The sequence below is a fragment of the Chengkuizengella sediminis genome (assembly GCF_010078385.1).
Lineage (GTDB): Bacteria > Bacillota > Bacilli > Paenibacillales > KCTC-33759 > Chengkuizengella > Chengkuizengella sediminis.
The window spans coordinates 295,255-314,278 of the sequence record NZ_SIJC01000002.1; the positions used below are offsets into that span (position 1 = coordinate 295,255).

19 protein-coding genes are annotated in these 19,024 nt (G+C 34.1%); 18 read left to right on the top strand and 1 reads right to left on the bottom strand.

The window, feature by feature from the left end; genetic code table 11:
- The first annotated feature begins 5 nt into the window (after nt 1-5).
- From ribE to ytfJ, 7 genes are all read left to right on the top strand, one after another.
- Nucleotides 6-665, top strand: coding sequence for a riboflavin synthase (ribE, locus tag EPK97_RS05925; RefSeq protein WP_162035684.1), 660 nt, complete (start codon nt 6-8; stop codon nt 663-665).
- A gap of 31 nt (nt 666-696) precedes the next feature.
- A complete protein-coding gene (locus EPK97_RS05930) occupies nt 697-1,905 on the top strand; it encodes a bifunctional 3,4-dihydroxy-2-butanone-4-phosphate synthase/GTP cyclohydrolase II (protein WP_162035685.1) in 1,209 nt (402 codons plus the stop codon).
- Between the two features lie 101 nt (nt 1,906-2,006).
- A complete protein-coding gene (gene ribH, locus EPK97_RS05935) occupies nt 2,007-2,477 on the top strand; it encodes a 6,7-dimethyl-8-ribityllumazine synthase (protein WP_162035686.1) in 471 nt (156 codons plus the stop codon).
- 8 nt (nt 2,478-2,485) lie between these two features.
- Entirely contained in the window at nt 2,486-3,259 is a 774-nt protein-coding gene (locus tag EPK97_RS05940; protein WP_162035687.1) for a segregation and condensation protein A, read from the top strand.
- Nucleotides 3,228-3,827, top strand: coding sequence for an SMC-Scp complex subunit ScpB (scpB, locus tag EPK97_RS05945; protein ID WP_162035688.1), 600 nt, complete (start codon nt 3,228-3,230; stop codon nt 3,825-3,827). The genes EPK97_RS05940 and scpB overlap by 32 nt, the downstream gene beginning before the upstream one ends.
- A gap of 143 nt (nt 3,828-3,970) precedes the next feature.
- Complete coding sequence (locus EPK97_RS05950; protein WP_162035689.1) at nt 3,971-4,645, top strand: DUF2953 domain-containing protein; 675 nt, start codon at nt 3,971-3,973, stop codon at nt 4,643-4,645.
- A complete protein-coding gene (ytfJ, locus tag EPK97_RS05955; protein ID WP_162035690.1) occupies nt 4,618-5,064 on the top strand; it encodes a GerW family sporulation protein in 447 nt (148 codons plus the stop codon). The genes EPK97_RS05950 and ytfJ overlap by 28 nt, the downstream gene beginning before the upstream one ends.
- 153 nt (nt 5,065-5,217) lie before the next feature.
- Here the strand turns inward: ytfJ and EPK97_RS05960 are convergent, their stop codons facing one another.
- On the bottom strand, nt 5,218-7,725 hold the full coding sequence (locus EPK97_RS05960) for a hypothetical protein (protein WP_162035691.1): 2,508 nt from the start codon (nt 7,723-7,725) through the stop codon (nt 5,218-5,220).
- A 119-nt stretch (nt 7,726-7,844) separates the two neighbouring features.
- Between EPK97_RS05960 and EPK97_RS05965 the strand changes: the two genes are divergently transcribed.
- The 11 genes from EPK97_RS05965 to EPK97_RS06015 all read left to right on the top strand — a co-directional run bounded on the left by EPK97_RS05965 (nt 7,845) and on the right by EPK97_RS06015 (nt 18,902).
- Nucleotides 7,845-8,999, top strand: a complete 1,155-nt coding sequence (locus tag EPK97_RS05965; protein ID WP_162035692.1) for a D-alanyl-D-alanine carboxypeptidase family protein — start codon at nt 7,845-7,847, stop codon at nt 8,997-8,999.
- Nucleotides 8,993-9,580, top strand: a complete 588-nt coding sequence (locus tag EPK97_RS05970; RefSeq protein ID WP_162035693.1) for a nucleoside recognition domain-containing protein — start codon at nt 8,993-8,995, stop codon at nt 9,578-9,580. Before EPK97_RS05965 ends, EPK97_RS05970 begins: the two co-directional genes overlap by 7 nt.
- 42 nt (nt 9,581-9,622) lie before the next feature.
- On the top strand, nt 9,623-10,156 hold the full coding sequence (locus tag EPK97_RS05975) for a spore maturation protein (protein WP_162035694.1): 534 nt from the start codon (nt 9,623-9,625) through the stop codon (nt 10,154-10,156).
- 124 nt (nt 10,157-10,280) lie between these two features.
- Entirely contained in the window at nt 10,281-10,619 is a 339-nt protein-coding gene (locus EPK97_RS05980; RefSeq protein WP_162035695.1) for an N-acetylmuramoyl-L-alanine amidase, read from the top strand.
- A gap of 18 nt (nt 10,620-10,637) precedes the next feature.
- On the top strand, nt 10,638-11,384 hold the full coding sequence (locus EPK97_RS05985) for a pseudouridine synthase (protein WP_162035696.1): 747 nt from the start codon (nt 10,638-10,640) through the stop codon (nt 11,382-11,384).
- Nucleotides 11,385-11,483: 99 nt separating this feature from the next.
- Nucleotides 11,484-12,011: a redoxin domain-containing protein gene (locus EPK97_RS05990; RefSeq protein WP_162035697.1), complete on the top strand. Its 528-nt coding sequence runs from the start codon at nt 11,484-11,486 to the stop codon at nt 12,009-12,011.
- A gap of 4 nt (nt 12,012-12,015) precedes the next feature.
- On the top strand, nt 12,016-13,689 hold the full coding sequence (gene resB, locus EPK97_RS05995) for a cytochrome c biogenesis protein ResB (protein ID WP_162035698.1): 1,674 nt from the start codon (nt 12,016-12,018) through the stop codon (nt 13,687-13,689).
- Complete coding sequence (gene ccsA, locus EPK97_RS06000; RefSeq protein WP_170295470.1) at nt 13,686-14,954, top strand: cytochrome c biogenesis protein CcsA; 1,269 nt, start codon at nt 13,686-13,688, stop codon at nt 14,952-14,954. Before resB ends, ccsA begins: the two co-directional genes overlap by 4 nt.
- Nucleotides 14,955-15,053: 99 nt before the next feature.
- Entirely contained in the window at nt 15,054-15,767 is a 714-nt protein-coding gene (locus EPK97_RS06005; RefSeq protein WP_162035699.1) for a response regulator transcription factor, read from the top strand.
- A 1-nt stretch (nt 15,768) separates the two neighbouring features.
- Nucleotides 15,769-17,196, top strand: a complete 1,428-nt coding sequence (locus EPK97_RS06010; RefSeq protein WP_162035700.1) for an ATP-binding protein — start codon at nt 15,769-15,771, stop codon at nt 17,194-17,196.
- A gap of 95 nt (nt 17,197-17,291) precedes the next feature.
- Complete coding sequence (locus EPK97_RS06015) at nt 17,292-18,902, top strand: gamma-glutamyltransferase family protein (protein ID WP_170295471.1); 1,611 nt, start codon at nt 17,292-17,294, stop codon at nt 18,900-18,902.
- Nucleotides 18,903-19,024 lie beyond the last annotated feature (122 nt).

A 19,024-nucleotide genomic window follows, 5' to 3' on the forward strand; every position in this document is an offset into this window, starting at 1 on the left:
ACCATATGTTTACTGGAATTATAGAAGAAATTGGAACAATAAATAATATTTCTAAGCAATCACAAAGCATGATTATTTCAATTAATAGCAAAAAAATGCTTGAAGATATCCACCTTGGGGATAGTATTTCTGTAAATGGAGTTTGTTTGACAGTGACTCAATTTGACTCTTCTTCTTTTACAATGGACGTGATGCCTGAAACTTTTAGAAAAACAAATTTATTTCAGTTATCCGCAGGTTCTCGTGTGAATCTTGAAAGAGCAATGGCAGCAAATGGCCGATTTGGGGGACACATTGTTCAAGGACATGTAGATAGTACAGGTGTGATTAAGAACAGGGAAAGTGAACAGAATTCTGTAGTGTTTACGATAGAACCAGATCAACAGGATATTTTTAAATACGTTATCCCACAAGGATCCATTACACTTGATGGTATTAGTCTTACATTGGTGAATGTTACAAATTCAACTTTTAGTGTATCGATTATTCCCCATACATTAGAACAGACGATTTTACAGCAGAAATCCACAGGAGATACGTTGAATATAGAAGTGGATATCCTAGGAAAGTATATTCATCATTTGTTAAATGGAAATAAACAACAAAATAATCAAGGCAGCAATAACATTTCTAAACAGTTGCTTATGGAGAATGGATTTATCTAAAAATTTGAAATTGAACAGGAGGATGTAAAAAATGGGAGATCAAATCAAGTTAGATAAAATTGAAGAAGCTATATACGACTTAATGTTAGGTAAAGTCGTGATTGTAGTGGATGATGAAGATCGTGAAAATGAAGGAGATTTTATCGCTTTAGCTGATAAAGCAACACCTGAGGTCATCAATTTTATGATTACCGAAGGAAGAGGGTTAGTCTGTGTACCGGTTACACAGGAAAGAGCGCAGAAGTTAGATTTACAACCAATGGTGGAACAAAACACGGATTTTCACGGAACTGCTTTTACAGTTTCTGTGGATCATACAGATACAACTACTGGGATTTCTGCACATGAAAGGTCAAGAACGATTAAAGCTATGATTGATCCTAAGGCAAAACCACAAGATTTCCGCAGACCGGGTCATATTTTCCCATTGGTTGCTAAAAATGGAGGGGTATTAAGAAGAGCAGGTCATACTGAAGCTTCCATTGATTTAGCTCGTTTATGCGGATCATCACCAGCTGCTGTCATTTGTGAAGTGATTAAAGAAGATGGAACGATGGCTAGATTACCAGATTTGAAAAAGATTTCAGAGAAATTTGACCTGAAATTAATTACTATTAAAGATCTTATTCGATATCGAAATGCTAAGGAACAGCTCGTAAATCGTGAGGTAGAAGTGAAAATGCCAACTGATTTTGGTATGTTTAAAGCGATAGCCTATTCAAATCTTGTAGATCAAAAAGAGCATGTTGCACTTGTAAAGGGAAATATCGATAGTGATCAACCTGTCATGGTTCGTGTTCATTCCGAGTGTTTAACTGGTGATGTATTTCATTCACACCGTTGTGATTGTGGTTCACAACTTGCTGCAGCATTAAAACAAATTCATGAAGAAGGTTCAGGGATTCTTTTGTATATGAGACAAGAAGGTCGTGGCATTGGGTTAATAAACAAATTAAAAGCGTACGAACTACAGGAACAAGGTTTAGATACAGTGGATGCAAATCTGAAATTGGGTTTTGCTCCTGATTTAAGAGACTATGGAATAGGGGCACAGATTTTAAAGGATCTTGGTGTGAGAAAAATACGCTTATTAACAAACAATCCAAGAAAAATCACAGGTTTAGAAGGATATGGGATGGAAGTTGTCGAACGTATTCCTTTACAAATAGAAGAAAATGAGGATAATACTAATTATCTGCATACAAAGCAAAGTAAATTAGGGCACTTATTAAAATTCTAAATTTTTATAATTAAAAAATAGGTGTTCAAAAAATTCAGTTTTCAGCAATTAATAGAGGACTTTTGAATAACCTCTAAAAATAAAATCTAGGAGATGGGACAATGGCACATATATATGAAGGACATTTAGTATCTGAAGGTTTAAAATATGGAATAGTAGTTGGACGGTTTAATGAATTCATTACCTCTAAATTATTATCTGGAGCGCTTGATGCTCTTAAAAGACACGGAGTAAAGGAGGAGGAAATTGAAGTTGCATGGGTTCCAGGCGCATTTGAAATTCCTCTTATTGCTCAAAAGATGGCACAAACGAATAAATATGACGCAGTAATAACGTTAGGTACAGTTATTCGTGGGTCTACTCCACATTTTGATTATGTTTGTAGCGAGGTATCCAAAGGAGTTACTTCAATTAACTTAAAAACAGGTGTACCTACGATTTTTGGTGTGCTTACAACTGACTCAATTGAGCAAGCCGTAGAGAGAGCAGGAACAAAAGCAGGGAATAAAGGTTGGGAAGCTGCTGCAACAGCCATTGAAATGGCTAACTTAAGTAAACAATTTGAAGGGTAAGATAAATCTTGTCTGTACAATATAAATTAGAAAAATTTGAGGGTCCGCTTGACTTATTACTTCATTTAATCGATAAATCTGAAATTGATATTTACGATATTCCTGTGAAGGAAATCACGGAGCAATATATGGAATATTTAAAACAGATGGAAAAATTTGAACTTGAAATTACTAGTGAGTTTCTAGTGATGGCCGCAACTCTTTTATCGATAAAAAGCAAAATGCTGCTTCCGAAACCACCACCGATTGATTTGGAATTAGATGAGGATGCTGAAGACCCACGTGAAGAATTAGTAAGAAAATTAATTGAATATAGAAAGTATAAAACGATTGCTGATCATTTAAGAAATCAAGAATTGGAACGAAGTTTAATATTCTCTAAAGAGCCTGATGATCTTAGCCATTTTATTTCCGATACAGTTGAAAACCCAGTTGAAGGTTTACATCTTGCTGATCTGATCATCGCATTTAGTAAAATCATTAAAAAAGTGGAAAAACGACAATCGGTTGCAAGCATTCGCAGAGATGAAATCTCTGTAAAGGATCGGATTCTTGAAATGATGGGTTATTTTAAAAAACGTGAGAGTAAAGTTCTTTTTTCCACTTTATTTGAGAATGAATCAAGTAGAGAATTTATCATTGTTACATTTTTAGGTTTGTTAGAATTGATGAAAATGAAAAAAATAATTAGTTATCAGCATAGTTCATTTGATGACATTGTCATCGAATACATAGATAAGGAGGAAGTGCATGAACTCAACACAAATGAAATCGATTATTGAAGGTTTGTTATTTGTATCAGGGGATGAAGGCATCGATGTCAAACAAATTGTAAAAGTACTTGAGCAAGATGAAAAATTGATAATTGATGTGTTGAAGAACATGAAGTCAGATTATGAAAAGAAAAAAAGAGGGATTCAGATCTTAGAGCTTGCGGGATCATATCAGTTTACTACTAGGTCTGAACATGCTCCTTACTTTCAACGTTTGGCTCACTCTCCTTCAAGAGCGACATTATCTCAGGCGGCTTTAGAGACACTAGCTATTATTGCATACAAACAGCCAATCACTAGAGTTGAAATAGAAGATATTCGTGGTGTGAAATCTGATCGTGCGATTCATACATTAGTTGTTAAAGGATTAGTCCAAGGAGTCGGTCGAGCGGAATCATTAGGGAGACCCATATTGTACGGTACAACAAAACAATTTTTAGACTATTTTGGTATTAATAGTTTGAAAGATTTACCAGACCAAGACACTTTTGAAAATCATGATAACTTAGAAGAAGAAACGAAAAAGTTACTTGAAAAAATGGGACTGCAGCAAATGACAATGAATGATTTGGAATAAAAAAGTGCATTTAAGAACTCTAAACCATTAAAACGGTTTGGAGTTTTTTTAATTATTTCTTATGATGTATGATTTTTATTTGGAAAGATATACTAAACATATTAGATGTATTAAGATCCTTTTATGGGAGGTATACCTTAATTATGTTATGGGTATGGGGGATATTATTCATACTGTTTGTTTTATTTTTATGGGTTATGATTAGCTTTATAAAAGTAAAAATTTCTTTAAAACGAATTCATAAAGATGACCGATTTTCTGTCGATCTATACTTATTTAAACGCTTATTTCATTATCAATATGAAATATCACTTGTTGAGTTTAGAAATGTTTTTGAAGGCGTAGAGTTAAAATCTAAAAGTTCAGAAACAGTGGCTAAATCAGAGTCAGTTGCTGAGTCACATATTACTCCAAAAAATATTTGGGATTATTTAAAACATGCAAAAGAATTAGTTACACATTTTGTTGGGTTTTCCAAATGGATATCTCAATCAATGACTTATTTTCACTGTACTCATTTAAAATGGAAAACAAGTATTGGTATTGGAGAAGCACCAGAAACTGCAATGTTAACTGGTTTGATTTGGGGTGTGAATAGTAATATCATTGGTTATTTTATAAATAAAATCAAGATGAATGTCAGACCTCAATTAGAAGTTCATCCTTTATACAATAAAATAGATATTTATATTGAAGCTGAGTGTATACTTAAAATTCGTATAGCACATGCTATCTATATTGCAATACATTTTATGATTCGTTTGCTTAAAGCAAAAGGAGGGTTCAAAACATGGAAGAACATCCTATCCAAGGGTTAATGATAACTGCGATGGAGAATATAAAAGAAATGGTCGATGTAAATACCATTATTGGTGATCCAGTTGAAACACCAAGCGGTAGTATCATATTACCTGTTTCAAGAGTAGGATTTGGATTTGCAGCAGGGGGAAGTGAATTTGTTATACAAGGAGATGCAAATTCTGATGAATCCGAATCAAATTCAAAAATGCCTTTTGGTGGTGGGTCCGGAGGTGGAGTCTCCATTGTTCCAATTGCTTTTTTAGTTGTTGACAAAGCAGGGGTACAACTCGTTTCTTTGGATAATCAAACCCATTTACTTGAAAGAATTATTGATTCAACCCCTCATGTTATGGATAAAATTCAATCATTGTTTAAAAAAGATGATAATAAAGAAGAAATTAACGATCATTCACATGAAAAAGGACCAATGATGTAAAAGTATAGAAAAGAATGAGAAATCCTTCTTTCTAATATTCGTGATATTGGTCAAAAAGAACCTCCTAATTCACTTAATTAGTGATTTTGGAGGTTCTGTCACTATAAACACCTTTTCAAATTGAATTAAATGGTTTTGAAATTATTTTTAAGCTCATTTTAAATCCTCTAATAAAATACTTTTCCATGATTTATTAAATTGATCAGCAAATATTAACTTTGGTTCTGATTCATTTATAATTTGATTTGAATAAATTTTAGGGTCTATTTTAACTCGTTTAAAATCACCTTCATCTAAATTGTATACAATAAGCTCATTTTCACTGGGACTAGAATGAACTGAAAAATATAACTTGTTACTTTCATATAACAAATATCCTAGATTATTGTAATTTTGATGGAATATCGTTTTTACTTCATTCGTTTCTAAGTTGATTTGTAAAACTTTATAACCTTGTAGAAAATAAATGATTCCTTCTTCTTCGTCAAAATGATAGGAACTTTCTCCATATACTGGTTCATAATTTTTATTATCTCTCGGAAAGGAAATCGTTTTACTCCAATTTCCGTTTTTATCAAACAATACAGCACGGTTATCAAATAATATAATAACTTGATTATTGTAGGGAAGTATCCTTGTTTTAGCATGATGAGCGTATTTATGACCGATATAAAATTTTCTGTATTGCTCAGTGCCTGGTTTATACTGATATAAACCATTCTCTACAATCCAAATCATATCGTTATCAAGATCATGATAGTAACGATTAGTTTCAATGTTCCTCTTAACAAATGGAACTTCTTCAAAAGTTTGAAATTTTTTTAAATTTCGACTTATAAAATTTAAATGATTATCTAAAAGAGTGGATCCCTCTATACTTTCAATATGCATAGATCCATCATCATTTACACTTATCTTTTCTGGAAAATTCAACTCATACTGGGACACGATATTAAAATTTTCATTCAATTTTATTACCCTATTTCCGAATGTATCGGCAATAATCCAGTAATCACCGATTCTTGTAAAATCTTTTGCAGTGGATATGAAAGCAGCAGCCTGAAAAAGAACAAAGAAAGAATTTGAAATTGGTAGTTCAACTATTTCTTCTATCTTTTCCCCCTGTAGTTTATAAAGCTTTTTCTCACCAATTACATACCACTGATTTGATATCTTTTTTGTGATTAATTCAATCGATAAGTCTCCGCAACCAGAAAGACATTCAAATTGTTCTGCCTCACTCAATTCTTCAGGAATTTCTCCTTCTCCTTTTAATTCAAAAATCTTTTTAGGAAGATTCACTACAATCTCTTCCGTTTTGATTTTTTCAATTTCAGGTTCCATATCCATTTGTATATTTAAGTCATGAATCCACAACGAATGATTTTTATCAATCTGTTCATCCATAGGTAAAGCAGATTTTGTAAGATCATTTAAAGATAGGTACTTTGTTTCCCCTTCAACTTCAAATTCTAAAAATGATTTCATCTCTTTAATGAATTTAGCATCTTGAATCAAATACGAATTGGTTTCATCTGTAAAAGTATCATCCCAATTGTATTTATAGCGAATGATCTGCAACTCATTATCATCTATTTTGTAAAAACTAAAGGTGTTATAGTGTGGTCTAATTAATTTCCAATCATTACTATTCCAGAGAAGTGAATTAGAGTGTAACCTGCTTCTATGTTCAGTAGGAAGAATTAATAGCTCTTTACCATTAGGATCAATAAATTGTCCAAGTGGATAACCTTTATTACCTTCATCAAAAATCATTTTAAAATCCTCTATTTGAAAATCAACATATCTTTCTATATACGGTTTACTGTTATTCTCTTTATAAAAAACTATGGTTCCTCTCTCATCTTCAAATGTGAACAATTTAGTATTATTTTCTGTGAAATGATATTTATTTACCTTTTTAAAATCTACTGGTAGCTTTTGAGCTTGTGGTTTCCTGTTATCATATTGCTCTATCATATCATTATAGTGTTCTTCCCTTATATAGTTAAACTCTTCACTTACGTATTCAAATTTATAAGAGCCTGGTTGATAAATGATTTCTCTAAAACTATAATTTCCATCAACTGCCATGAAAAAGAGATTAGGTTCATCTACATAAGTCATAGTAAGCACTTGATCAGCTAAATAATTTAATTCAGATATATTATATACTTTGGGAACTGTGGACTCTCCATCTTCATCTGAGAATGAAATTCCATACCATGCAGGTTTAGGTTCTCCATCACTATATCGTCCTTTCAGTTCCCCACCCATTAAAACGGTTTGATTATGTATCCAAAAACGCATTTGATCTGTCACTTCATCAAAAGAAAGCAAACTCTCCATCATCATTTCTTCATTCGTTTCAAAAACAAACTTCAGTTCACCGTTCTGGACAAAAAGTACCCCATTTTCTGTTTGTTTATTTTTGTATATGATATATGGTTCTTCGGAATGAGCTGTAAAAGTATTGTTTGCACTCTTCCATTGGTTGATTTCATCCCAGCTTAAAAGGAGATCATTATTGTTTGATTCCACTTGATTTTCTTGATTAGTGATATTATTTTTTTGATTCATATCTCCCCAGAACCAAATGGAAATTGCCCCTAATAATACAAAGACGAACATAGTTATTAATATGGACATCTTATTATTCAACTTTATCACTCCTCTCAATAAACTTATTTTACCATAAATTTGAAAACATAACCCTGTAGAACAAGCATATACATGTACAAATAATAGTACAACCAACGGATAGAGAAATGGAGGCAGTTATGAAAGGGATAAATGCATTTTTCAGATTGATATTAATACTTACATTGACTTTTCCAGTCTTTTCAATTGCAAGTAAAGCTGAATCTGGAGTCCCAACCTCTGCTGAATCGTTTGCATTAATTGATGTAGAATCTGGGAGAATTATAGATAGCAAACAAGGGGACGAACAAATGCTTATTGCCAGCATTACTAAAATTATGACAGCGATAGTGGCAATTGAAGATGGGGAACTGTCTAGTGAGGTGACTGTAGGTAAAAACGCCTACAGAAAAGAAGGGTCCTCCATTTATTTACATTTGGATGAAAAAATGAATTTGGAAAACATGATTTATGGCTTGATGCTTAGGTCTGGAAACGATGCTGCAACAGCAATTGCAGAGCATGTTGGTGGATCAATTGAAGGTTTTTCCTTTTTAATGAACAAAAAAGCAAAAGAAATTGGGATGGATAATACTAACTTTGTGAATCCGCATGGGTTAAATGAAGAAGGACATTATTCTTCAGCAAATGATATTGCAAAATTAACGGCTTATGCATTAAAAAATTCAATGTTTCAGGAAATTGTGAGAACTAAGGTGAAAAAAGTACCTAACCCTCATGAAAAATGGGACTATACTTGGTACAACAAAAATAAGATGCTTGCTCTTTATGAAGGGGCAGATGGAGTTAAAACGGGTTATACAAAAAATGCAGGTCGCTGTTTGGTTTCGTCAGCCACAAGAAATGGGCAGCAACTAGTCGTTGTTACTTTAAATGCTCCTCAAGATTGGGCAGATCATAGTCGTTTACTTGATTTTGGATTTGAAACTTATCCACATCATTACATTATAGAAGAAGGGGAGTCAGTACAAGGACAGCCCTACATAGCGAGTAGATCTTTTAAGTACCCGCTTACAGAAGAAGAACGTTCTAAAGTGAATCAAAAATTAAAACTCATCAATCCAGAATCTGTAGATTACAGACTTGGTGAGAGAGGTAAATTGGAATTTATGTTAAATGACATATGGATTGGATCAATACCTGTAAATGATGTACAAGTAAATGATACTTTAAGCACAATTTCTCAACTGTCCTCTAATGACGATATGAAGTTTCAAATTTCATCCTATATGACGACTTTAAAAAATTTAGTGAAGGATTTATTCACATGGTAAACTTGATTTGGTTATTTTTTATCTTAATAGGTTTTATTGTTGCAGCAGCCCATGGAAATATTGCTGTTTTTTCTGAAGCGGTATTTGATGGGGCAAAAACGGGTGTGACGATTTGTTTCAGTTTAATTAGCGTATTGGTTCTTTGGCTTGGGTTAATGAGAATTGCTGAAGATGCAGGATTATTAAAGAAACTCTCCATATTACTTCGTCCTATAGTTCGATTTTTATTTCCTACCATTCCAAAGGATCATCCTTCAATTGGATACATTATGTCTAATATGAGTGCGAATATGCTTGGATTAAATAATGCTGCTACACCTATGGGAATTAAAGCAATGGAAGAGTTGCAAAAGTTAAATGTAAATAAAGAGACTGCTAGTCCAGCTATGTGCACATTATTAGCATTAAATACTTCTAGCATAACGATTATCCCAACCACTATTATTGCAATTCGTATGGCAAATCAATCAATGGACCCATTTGAAATCGTAGGAACAACATTGATGGCTACAGCGATTTCTACAACAGCCGCGATTGTGGTAGATAAATGGTATCAGAGAAAAGCTTTACGGAATGAATGAAAATTTACAATATAGTTTATCTACAATGTAGAAGGTGATTGAATGTATGGATTAATAACTGCTATATCTCTTTGGGCTATTCCGGTGATCATCGTTTTTATCTCAATATATGCTTTTTTTAAAAAGGTTCCTGTTTACGAATCCTTTATAGACGGGGCGAAAGATGGTTTTGATACGGCTATAAAAATTATTCCTCATCTAGTGGGAATGATGGTAGCCATTAGTGTTTTTCGTGCATCTGGAGCGATGGATTACATGTTGGGATTTCTTCAGCCTGTATTAAATTTTATAGGTGTTCCAAGCGAGGTGTTTCCTTTAGCAATATTAAGGCCCATTACAGGGGCTGGTTCACTTGCATTTACAACTGATCTCATTCAAGAGTATGGACCAGATTCAATGATCGGGCGGATCGCTTCCACCGTTCAAGGCTCTACGGATACTACACTTTATGTGCTGACAGTATACTTTGGTGCAGTAGGGATTCGTAAAACCAGATATGCTCTTAAAGTGGGTTTGATTTCAGATATGGTCGGTTTTGCAGCAACCATTATCATTTGTATGTTAGTGTTTGGATAATAATCAACGTTATCAACGGGTTGATCACTTCTAAAGCTTCCTCCAATTTGGAGGAAGCTTTTTCTCACCCACAATCTATAACTCTCATATAATGTAATTCACATGAATTGATTTGAGGTGAGTTATGGTTTATCTAGGTATCGTTATACACCATTCGATCTGTCCATCCATCAATGGTAAAGGATATGATTATTACATCACTAAGGATTTAAACATTATTCCAGCACCAGATGCGTTCGATACAGAATTTATTCATATATGTATTGAAGGAAATTTTACAGAAGTGAAGGAAATGCCAATTGTCATGAAAGAACAGCTTTTTATAATTAAAAAACTCATTTTGCGTTTATCTGCTTTACATGGTTTTTCTACCCATGATGTATATGGGCATACACTAGAGTGTCCAGGAGGAGACTTTCCATGGTATGACCTTGTGATTTCTTCCGATAATGTATATCATTAACCCTTGAGGTGATATATCATGGAAAGACTGCAAAAGGTACTTGCTAATGCAGGGATTGCTTCCAGAAGAAAATCAGAAGAAATTATATTAGCTGGAAGAGTGGAAGTAAATGAGAAGATAGTAATTACTTTAGGGGTAAAGGTAGACCCTGAAGAAGATATAATTAAAGTGGATGGTCGTCCAATTAAAAGTGAGAGCAAAGTCTATGTGTTATTTCATAAACCTAAAGGAGTTATTAGCAGTGTAAAGGATCCGGAGGGCAGACAGGTTGTAACAGATTATTTAAAAAAAGTAAAACAACGTGTATATCCTGTAGGTCGTTTGGATTATGATACAGAAGGTTTATTATTGCTTACGAATGATGGGGAGTTCTCTAACCTAATGACTCACCCAAAACATCATATTGAGAAAACATATTTTGTTACAGTGAAGGGTGTTCCACACGGTTCTCAGTTGGATCGTCTGAAGGAAGGTATTGAACTGGACGATGGTAAGACGGCTCCAGCTGAAGTGGAATATCACGATGTCAATCCAGACAAAAACGAATCAATTATCTCTATCACGATCCATGAAGGAAAAAACAGACAAGTTCGTAGAATGTTCGAGGCTCTTTCGATCCAAGTGAAAAAATTGAGAAGGGTTCAATTCGGATTTTTAAGTCTTCATGGAGTTTCGCGAGGTAAGTTTAGGTATCTTCAAACAAATGAAGTAAAAGAATTAAAAGATTTAGCATTGAAGACACATAAAATTCAAAATAAAGACTAAAAGTTGAAAAATGTTTCGATATAATGGAGTAGTATCAGTACTGTAAAATAAAGTAATGCAGTTTAATACTTTATTAGAGTAAGAAAGCAAGGTGATATGATGAAAAAGAATAAAAAATGGGTTCAGTATATCATTCTAATTTTATTTGTAGTTATTGCTGGTGTTACGCTGTTTAGTGGTGTTCTTTCATCAGATGAAGTTCCAGAAGTGGGTGATTTTGCACCCGATTTTACTTTGAAAGGTTTAGATGGACAAGTATATCAACTCTCTGACTTTGAAGGAAAACCAGTGGTTGTGAATTTCTGGGGTAGCTTTTGTGAACCTTGTGTAAGGGAAATGCCAGCTATTGAAGACATATACAACAAATATCAAACGAAGAACTTAGTTGTTCTTGGTATTAATTTGGATGAACCAGAAATTACTGTTCAAAGTTTTGTTAATCAAGTTGGGGTCACTTTTCCAATTCTCTTAGATGAGAATGTTGTATCTGATCAATATGCTGTTAGATCTTATCCAACTACTTTTTTTGTGGATGCTAACGGAATTATTCTTGAAAAGAGGATTGGTGAAATGAGTGAATCCTACTTAATACAGATTGTGAACAAGTTAATAGCAGAAAAGGAGTAAAACAATGATTCAAAATACAAAGTGTGAGTGTGGGCATCAAAATCCAGTGAATACAGTACTTTGTGAATCTTGTGGAAAACCGTTAATAGAAGATCAGAGCATGGAACCGTTGGAAATGCGTTATGATGGGGTTGTTCGCCGTTCTGAGCGTAACAGCAAAACATTCATCGATCGTGTTTGGAGCTTTTTTTCTTCTGTTAAAGTAGCGATATATTTAATATTTTTCACGCTTTGCGGAGCTTCGTTAGGAACGATTTACCCGCAAGAAAGCACCTTTATTAATATAGATCCCTCTACATACTACCCAGAGACGTATGGGACGATGGGTTCAATCTATTATATGTTAGGTCTTTCACATACTTATGATTCTTGGTGGTTTAAACTGCTTTTAATTATGATTGGGACATCATTAGTTATTTGTAGTTTAGATCGAGTATTACCTTTATATAGAGCTTTGAATAAACAAAAAATTCGAAAACATGATCATTTTATAAGAAGACAGAAAGTGGTCTATACTGGAGATATTAAAGGAATAGAAAATGAAAAAGATGCTGAGCGCTGGGTGACTGAGTTTTCAGCCATTTTAAAGAAAAAATTTTATCGTGTCACAACAGACGGAAGTTCACTATTAGCAGAAAAAAATAGATTTAGTCGATGGGGACCTTATATTAATCATATCGGATTAATTATATTCTTATTAGCAGTTTTATTGCGTTTAATAGTCTCACCATGGTATATGGAAGAATATGTATCCATATTGGATGGAGATATTGAACAAATTCCGGGAACAAATTATTATGTTGAAAATGAACAGTTTACGGTTGAGTATTATACTGATGATGAGTTATCTGAAAAGACAGTTGAAAAAGGGAAGATCATTCCTAAATTGTTTGCAACTGAAGCGGTTCTTTATGAGTGTGTTGAATCATGTAATGATCCCATAGAAGAACCTGTATTGGAAGAAGTGAAAAGACATTCCATTCAAGTGAACGAACCTTTAGATTATGAAGGATTACTAATTTATCAAATGGGTTATGAAGAAACACCTATATTGAACTCAGTAAATGCTACATTGAAAAATAGAGAAACAAATGAGGAGTACGGTCAATTTATTCTAGAAATGGACAACCCCAAATCAGAATATGAAGTGGGAGATTATCATCTTGAACTCATAGGGTATTATCCTGATTTTACGTTTATTAATGGTGAAGCAGGCACGAAATCTTCTAAACCTAATACGCCTGCATTTATTTTTTCGATTAATGGACCAGGATTGCCAGAAGAAGGGGAAATTAATATGTATTTTCCTATCCCGCAACATAAAGCAACCTATCAAGAGGATCAAGTTAATATAGCATCTGGCAGCTCATTAGTAATTGATGTGGGATCCATGCAAGATGTAGACTTTTCATTATATACTAGTTTTTTAAGTGCAAGAAAGGATACGATATTACCGATGATTTGGGTTGGTCTTACAATCTCAATGATCGGGTTGATCCTAGGGTTTTATTGGAATCATCGTAGAATCTGGCTCAAATTCGATAAAAATCAATTACTGTTAGGTGCCCATTCGAATAAAAATTGGTTTGGTATAAGAAAAGAAGTGGCTCAAGCTTTGCATAAAACCGGCATAGAAGTAGAGCCCAAATCACTAGAAAATGAGGTGAAAAGCAGTTGAGTTTAGAACAAATTAGTAATACGGGTTTAATTGTTGCATTTTTTATTTATATTGTTGCATTTTTTTCTTTTGTAATTGCAATAACAGGGAAAAAATGGAGTAATCGAAATCCCAAAGATCATTTGACCCGTTGGAGTAAAATCGCTTTTAGTATTACAGTAATAGGATTTGCATCTCAAATCTTATATTTTATTACAAGATGGATTTATTCTGGACATATACCAAATTCAAACATGTTCGAGTTTATGACTCTTTTGTCAATGATGATTATTGTAGGTTTTATAGTCATTTATTTAATATATCGTTCAGCTGGTATAGGAGTATTTGCACTTCCTGTTGCATTTATTGTACAAGCTTATGCAATGGTTTTCCCTTGGGAAGCAGAACCTTTAATTCCAGCTTTACAAGATAATTGGCTTAAAATTCATGTCACAACTGCAGCTCTTGGAGAAGCTTTTTTTGCAGTTGGGTTCGCTACTGGGTTAATGTATTTAATTAGAACAGTGAATTTCTCAGGCACATCAAAGAAAGATCGTCGATCCGTAAGAGGTGTGGAATTCACCATTTTTGTTATACTTGTTGTAGTAGGATTTATTAGTTCAGTTTTCCTATTTAACGGAATGGATTATCAAGCGGAGTTTACTAAGGAAGTTATTATACCTGCTGAAGATACAGCGTTAGAATTAGAGCAAGTGATCACAGAAGATGTGGAATATACACTGCCTCCAATTATACAACCCTATAATAGTGAAATAACGTCAATGGATTCTTATTTTGGCATTCAGAAGCCATTATTTGAAGCACCATTTTGGATGAAAGGTGTAAACGCTGGAAGGAAATTAAATACTGTGGTTTGGGCATTGTTGTTAGGAACATTGCTTTATTACGGGTTAAGATTGATATTACGAAAACCGATAGGTGCAAGCATACAACCCATATTAAGTGATATAGATCCAGATGATTTAGATGAAATTACTTATCGTTCCATTGCACTAGGATTCCCAATTTTTACTTTAGGAGCTTTGATATTTGCTATGATTTGGGCACATATCGCATGGGAAAGGTTTTGGGGCTGGGATCCAAAGGAAGTATGGGCATTAATTGTATGGTTGTTTTATAGTGTTTATTTACATTTACGTTTATCACGCGGTTGGCAAGGTGAAAAATCCTCATGGTTATCCGTTATTGGATTTTTAATTGTGATGTTTACATTAGTAGGTGTTAATTTAGTTATAGCTGGATTACACTCCTACGCAGGAGTATAATATATATATACCCAATTTAAAACGTGGTCGCTTATGACCGATCTATTAACATTATTTATATATATTCACAGGTTATTCTAAGATAGGAGTGAAAATACGATGTCAGAAAAAAGTATGATTTTAGTTGTAGATGATGAGGAAAGAATACGTAGACTTCTTCGTATGTACCTTGAAAAAGAAGGTTGTGTAGTAGACGAAGCAGAAGATGGTGAAACAGCTTTAGAAATGGCTCTTGAAAAGGATTATGATTTAATTCTATTAGATTTGATGCTTCCAGGTATGGATGGAATTGAGGTTTGCGAGAAACTTAGGATTCAAAAAGCCACTCCAGTAGTCATGTTAACCGCTAAAGGAGAAGAAGCAAATCGAGTGCAAGGTTTCGAAGTAGGTACAGACGATTATGTAGTAAAACCGTTTAGTCCGAGAGAAGTCATCTACCGTGTAAAAGCGATCTTACGACGTTCATCTGCTACTGCATATCTAACTAGTGAAGATAGTTCTAGTAATAACATTGTTTTTCCAAATTTAATCATCGAACATGATGCACATCGTGTCACTGCTAACGGACAAATTATTAGCTTAACACCTAAAGAATATGAACTGTTACATTACTTAGCTGCATCTCCTGATAAGGTGTATTCTCGAGAAGAATTACTAAAGGATGTATGGAACTATGAGTTTTTTGGTGATCTAAGAACCGTTGATACACATGTTAAAAGACTTAGAGAAAAGTTAAATAAGGTCTCACCTGAAGCAGCTTCCATGATCCATACTGTTTGGGGAGTAGGGTATAAGCTAGAGGTGCCAAAATAAAGTGAATATATGGAAGAGTGTAGTTGGTAAGCTGTGGATTACGATCATCCTCCTAGTTGCTTTTGTAATCACATTTTTAGGGTTGTTTTTATTAGTATATATCGATGTGAATTTTGATAAAAATTCGCAGGAAATTAAGTGGTTATTTGTATATACAGGCATTATTGGATTTTTACTAACTACATTTTTTGCATTTTTCTTATTTACTAAAATTACTCAGCCTTTATTACAATTAAAAAAAGCAGCATATTCCATTACCGTTGGGGAATATAAAACTCGTGTTGAGATTCGCTCCTCTGATGAAATTGGACAGTTGGCTAGTAGGTTTAATCTTATGGCTGAAAAACTCGAACAAACCATTAGAGACTTAAACCACGAAAAAGAACAATTAGGAAGCATTTTACGTAGTATGACGGATGTGGTTATCACTTTTGATGCACATGGTACTATATTACTAGCAAACCCACAAGGTGAGAAACTGATTCAGCATTGGGCTGCAATTTCTTGGGAAAAGGGTTCTGAAATGATTGCTTCAAAGCATATTCCAGAACCTCTTCAATCTTTATTTCAAACCGTAGTTTCCAACAATGAAGAGTTGACATCCAAGTTATATGTTCTAAATGATGTCTGGTCAGTGGTTATTACTCCACTTTATGCTCAAGATATGGTTCGTGGTGCCGTTGCTGTATTGCGTAATGTTACTGAAGAGGACCGTTTAGAAAAATTACGTAAAGATTTTGTAGCGAATGTATCTCATGAATTGAGAACTCCACTATCGATGTTGCAGGGGTATAGTGAAGCGTTACTGGATGATATTGCTGGTTCCATTGATGAAAGGAAGGAACTCGCACAGATTATTTTGGATGAATCATTACGTATGAGCAGACTAGTTAAAGATTTATTAGACTTGGCGAAAATGGAAGCAGGACATATTGAAATGAATTGTGATCGGGTGAACATTACAACATTACTTGAAAGAGTCATTCGTAAATTCTCAACATTATCAAATGAACATCATGGTGTAACTATAAAGCAGAATATAGCTAAAGAAGGTTTATGGATAGAATGTGGTGATGAAGACCGATTAGAGCAAGTTTTAACTAATTTATTGGATAATGGCTTGCGACACACGCCTAAAGGAGCATTTATATTCATTCGTGCTCATTATACAGTGAATCAAGATGGTATACGAGTTGAAATAGAAGATCAAGGAGAGGGGATTCCTACTGAGGATCTACCTTATATATTTGAAAGATTTTATAAAGCAGACAAAGCAAGGACACGTAATTCTACAGGTGGTACTGGATTAGGTTTATCCATTGTTAAGAATATTGTTCAATCTCATGAAGGTACGATAGAAGCTAAGAGTATAGTTGGGAAAGGGACAACTTTTTCATTTGTAATACCATGTCATAGATTAAGTGAGTAGCATTTTATAAATATAACTAAGAGCTTTACTTTTAAACATAACTTAAAGGTAAAGCTTTTTTATTACAATTATATTTTCAGAAAGGCTGTTGACCGATGAGAATAGATTATTTACATCATCCTTATCCATCACAGAGAATGACAGTGTTTGCAAAGAGAGGGATGGTTGCAACATCACAACCAATTGCTGCACAAGCTGGTTTAGATATTTTAAAAAAGGGTGGTAACGCCATTGATGCAGCAATTGCTACTGCAGCTTGTTTAACTGTTGTTGAACCAACATCAAATGGTATTGGTGGAGATGCATTTGCTTTAGTATGGAATAAAGGCGAATTACATGGTCTTAACGCAACTGGTCCTGCACCAAAGAAGATATCAATCAATGCTCTAAAAGAAATGGGGTATAATACAATACCTGATTATGGGTGGATACCAGTAACAGTTCCAGGAGCACCTTGTGCATGGTCAAAGCTGTCAAATCAGTTTGGTAAGCTTTCACTAAAAGAAGTATTAGAGCCAGCCATTCATTATGCAGAGAATGGGTATCCTATTTCGCCTATATTAGGGAAATATTGGGATATGGCATATAATAGATATAAAAAACATCTCATTGGACCTGAATTTAAACCTTGGTTTGATACGTTTGCACCAAAAGGAAGGGCACCAAAAATAGGCGAAATGTGGGGATCTATAGAGCATGCAAAAACACTCAAATCCATTGCAGAAACAAATGGTGAAAGTTTTTATCGGGGTGAATTGGCACAAAAAATAATATCATTTTCAAAGTTATATGGAGGTTTTCTTACTGAGGAGGATTTAGGAGAATATCAATCAGAATGGGTAAAACCTATCTCATTAAATTACCGTGGATATGATGTGTGGGAGATGCCTCCAAATGGGCAAGGAATTGTTACCCTTATGGCACTGAATATTTTAAAAGATTTTTCGTTTACAGAAAAGGAAAGTGTTGATACCTATCATAAGCAAATTGAAGCAATGAAGTTGGCTTTTACTGACGGAAAAAAATACATAACAGATCCTAATCATATGACGACTACAGTAAAACAATTATTATCAGAAGAATATGGTAATCAGCAAGCAAAATTAATATGTAATCAAGCATTGATTCCTGATGCGGGATCACCTGTTAAGGGTGGTACAGTGTATCTTGCAACCGCAGATGATCAAGGAAATATGGTTTCTTTTATCCAAAGTAACTATAGTGGATTTGGTTCAGGGTTGGTGGTTCCTGGTACTGGGATAGCACTACAAAATCGAGGTTCTGATTTTTCACTGGACCCAAGTCATGATAACAGTTTGCAACCAGGTAAAAAAACTTATCATACAATTATTCCAGGATTTATTACAAAAGGTAATGACGCGATAGGTCCTTTTGGTATTATGGGTGCATATATGCAACCTCAGGGTCATTTACAGGTTGTAATGAATATGATTGACTTTCATTTGAATCCACAATCGGCTCTAGATGCACCTAGATGGAGGTGGATGGAAGGAAAAAAAATTAAAGTAGAACATAACTTTCCGCATCATATCGCAAAACAATTAGCTTCCAGAGGACACGAGATAGAGATAGCTCTAGATCAGGGAGGATTTGGACGTGGTCAAATTATTTGTCGGGACTTACAAACGGGAGTTCTTTCAGGAGGGACAGAATCACGTACAGATGGTGCGATTTCAGCTTATTAGTTCCTCTATGTTAACACATCCATGTTAAATTAAATATAAAAATAAGGTTTTATCCTGAATTTTTTTGAACAAAAAATAAAGGGGAAAAGATGGTTTTTTTCCCCGTTATTTAATAATGTGAA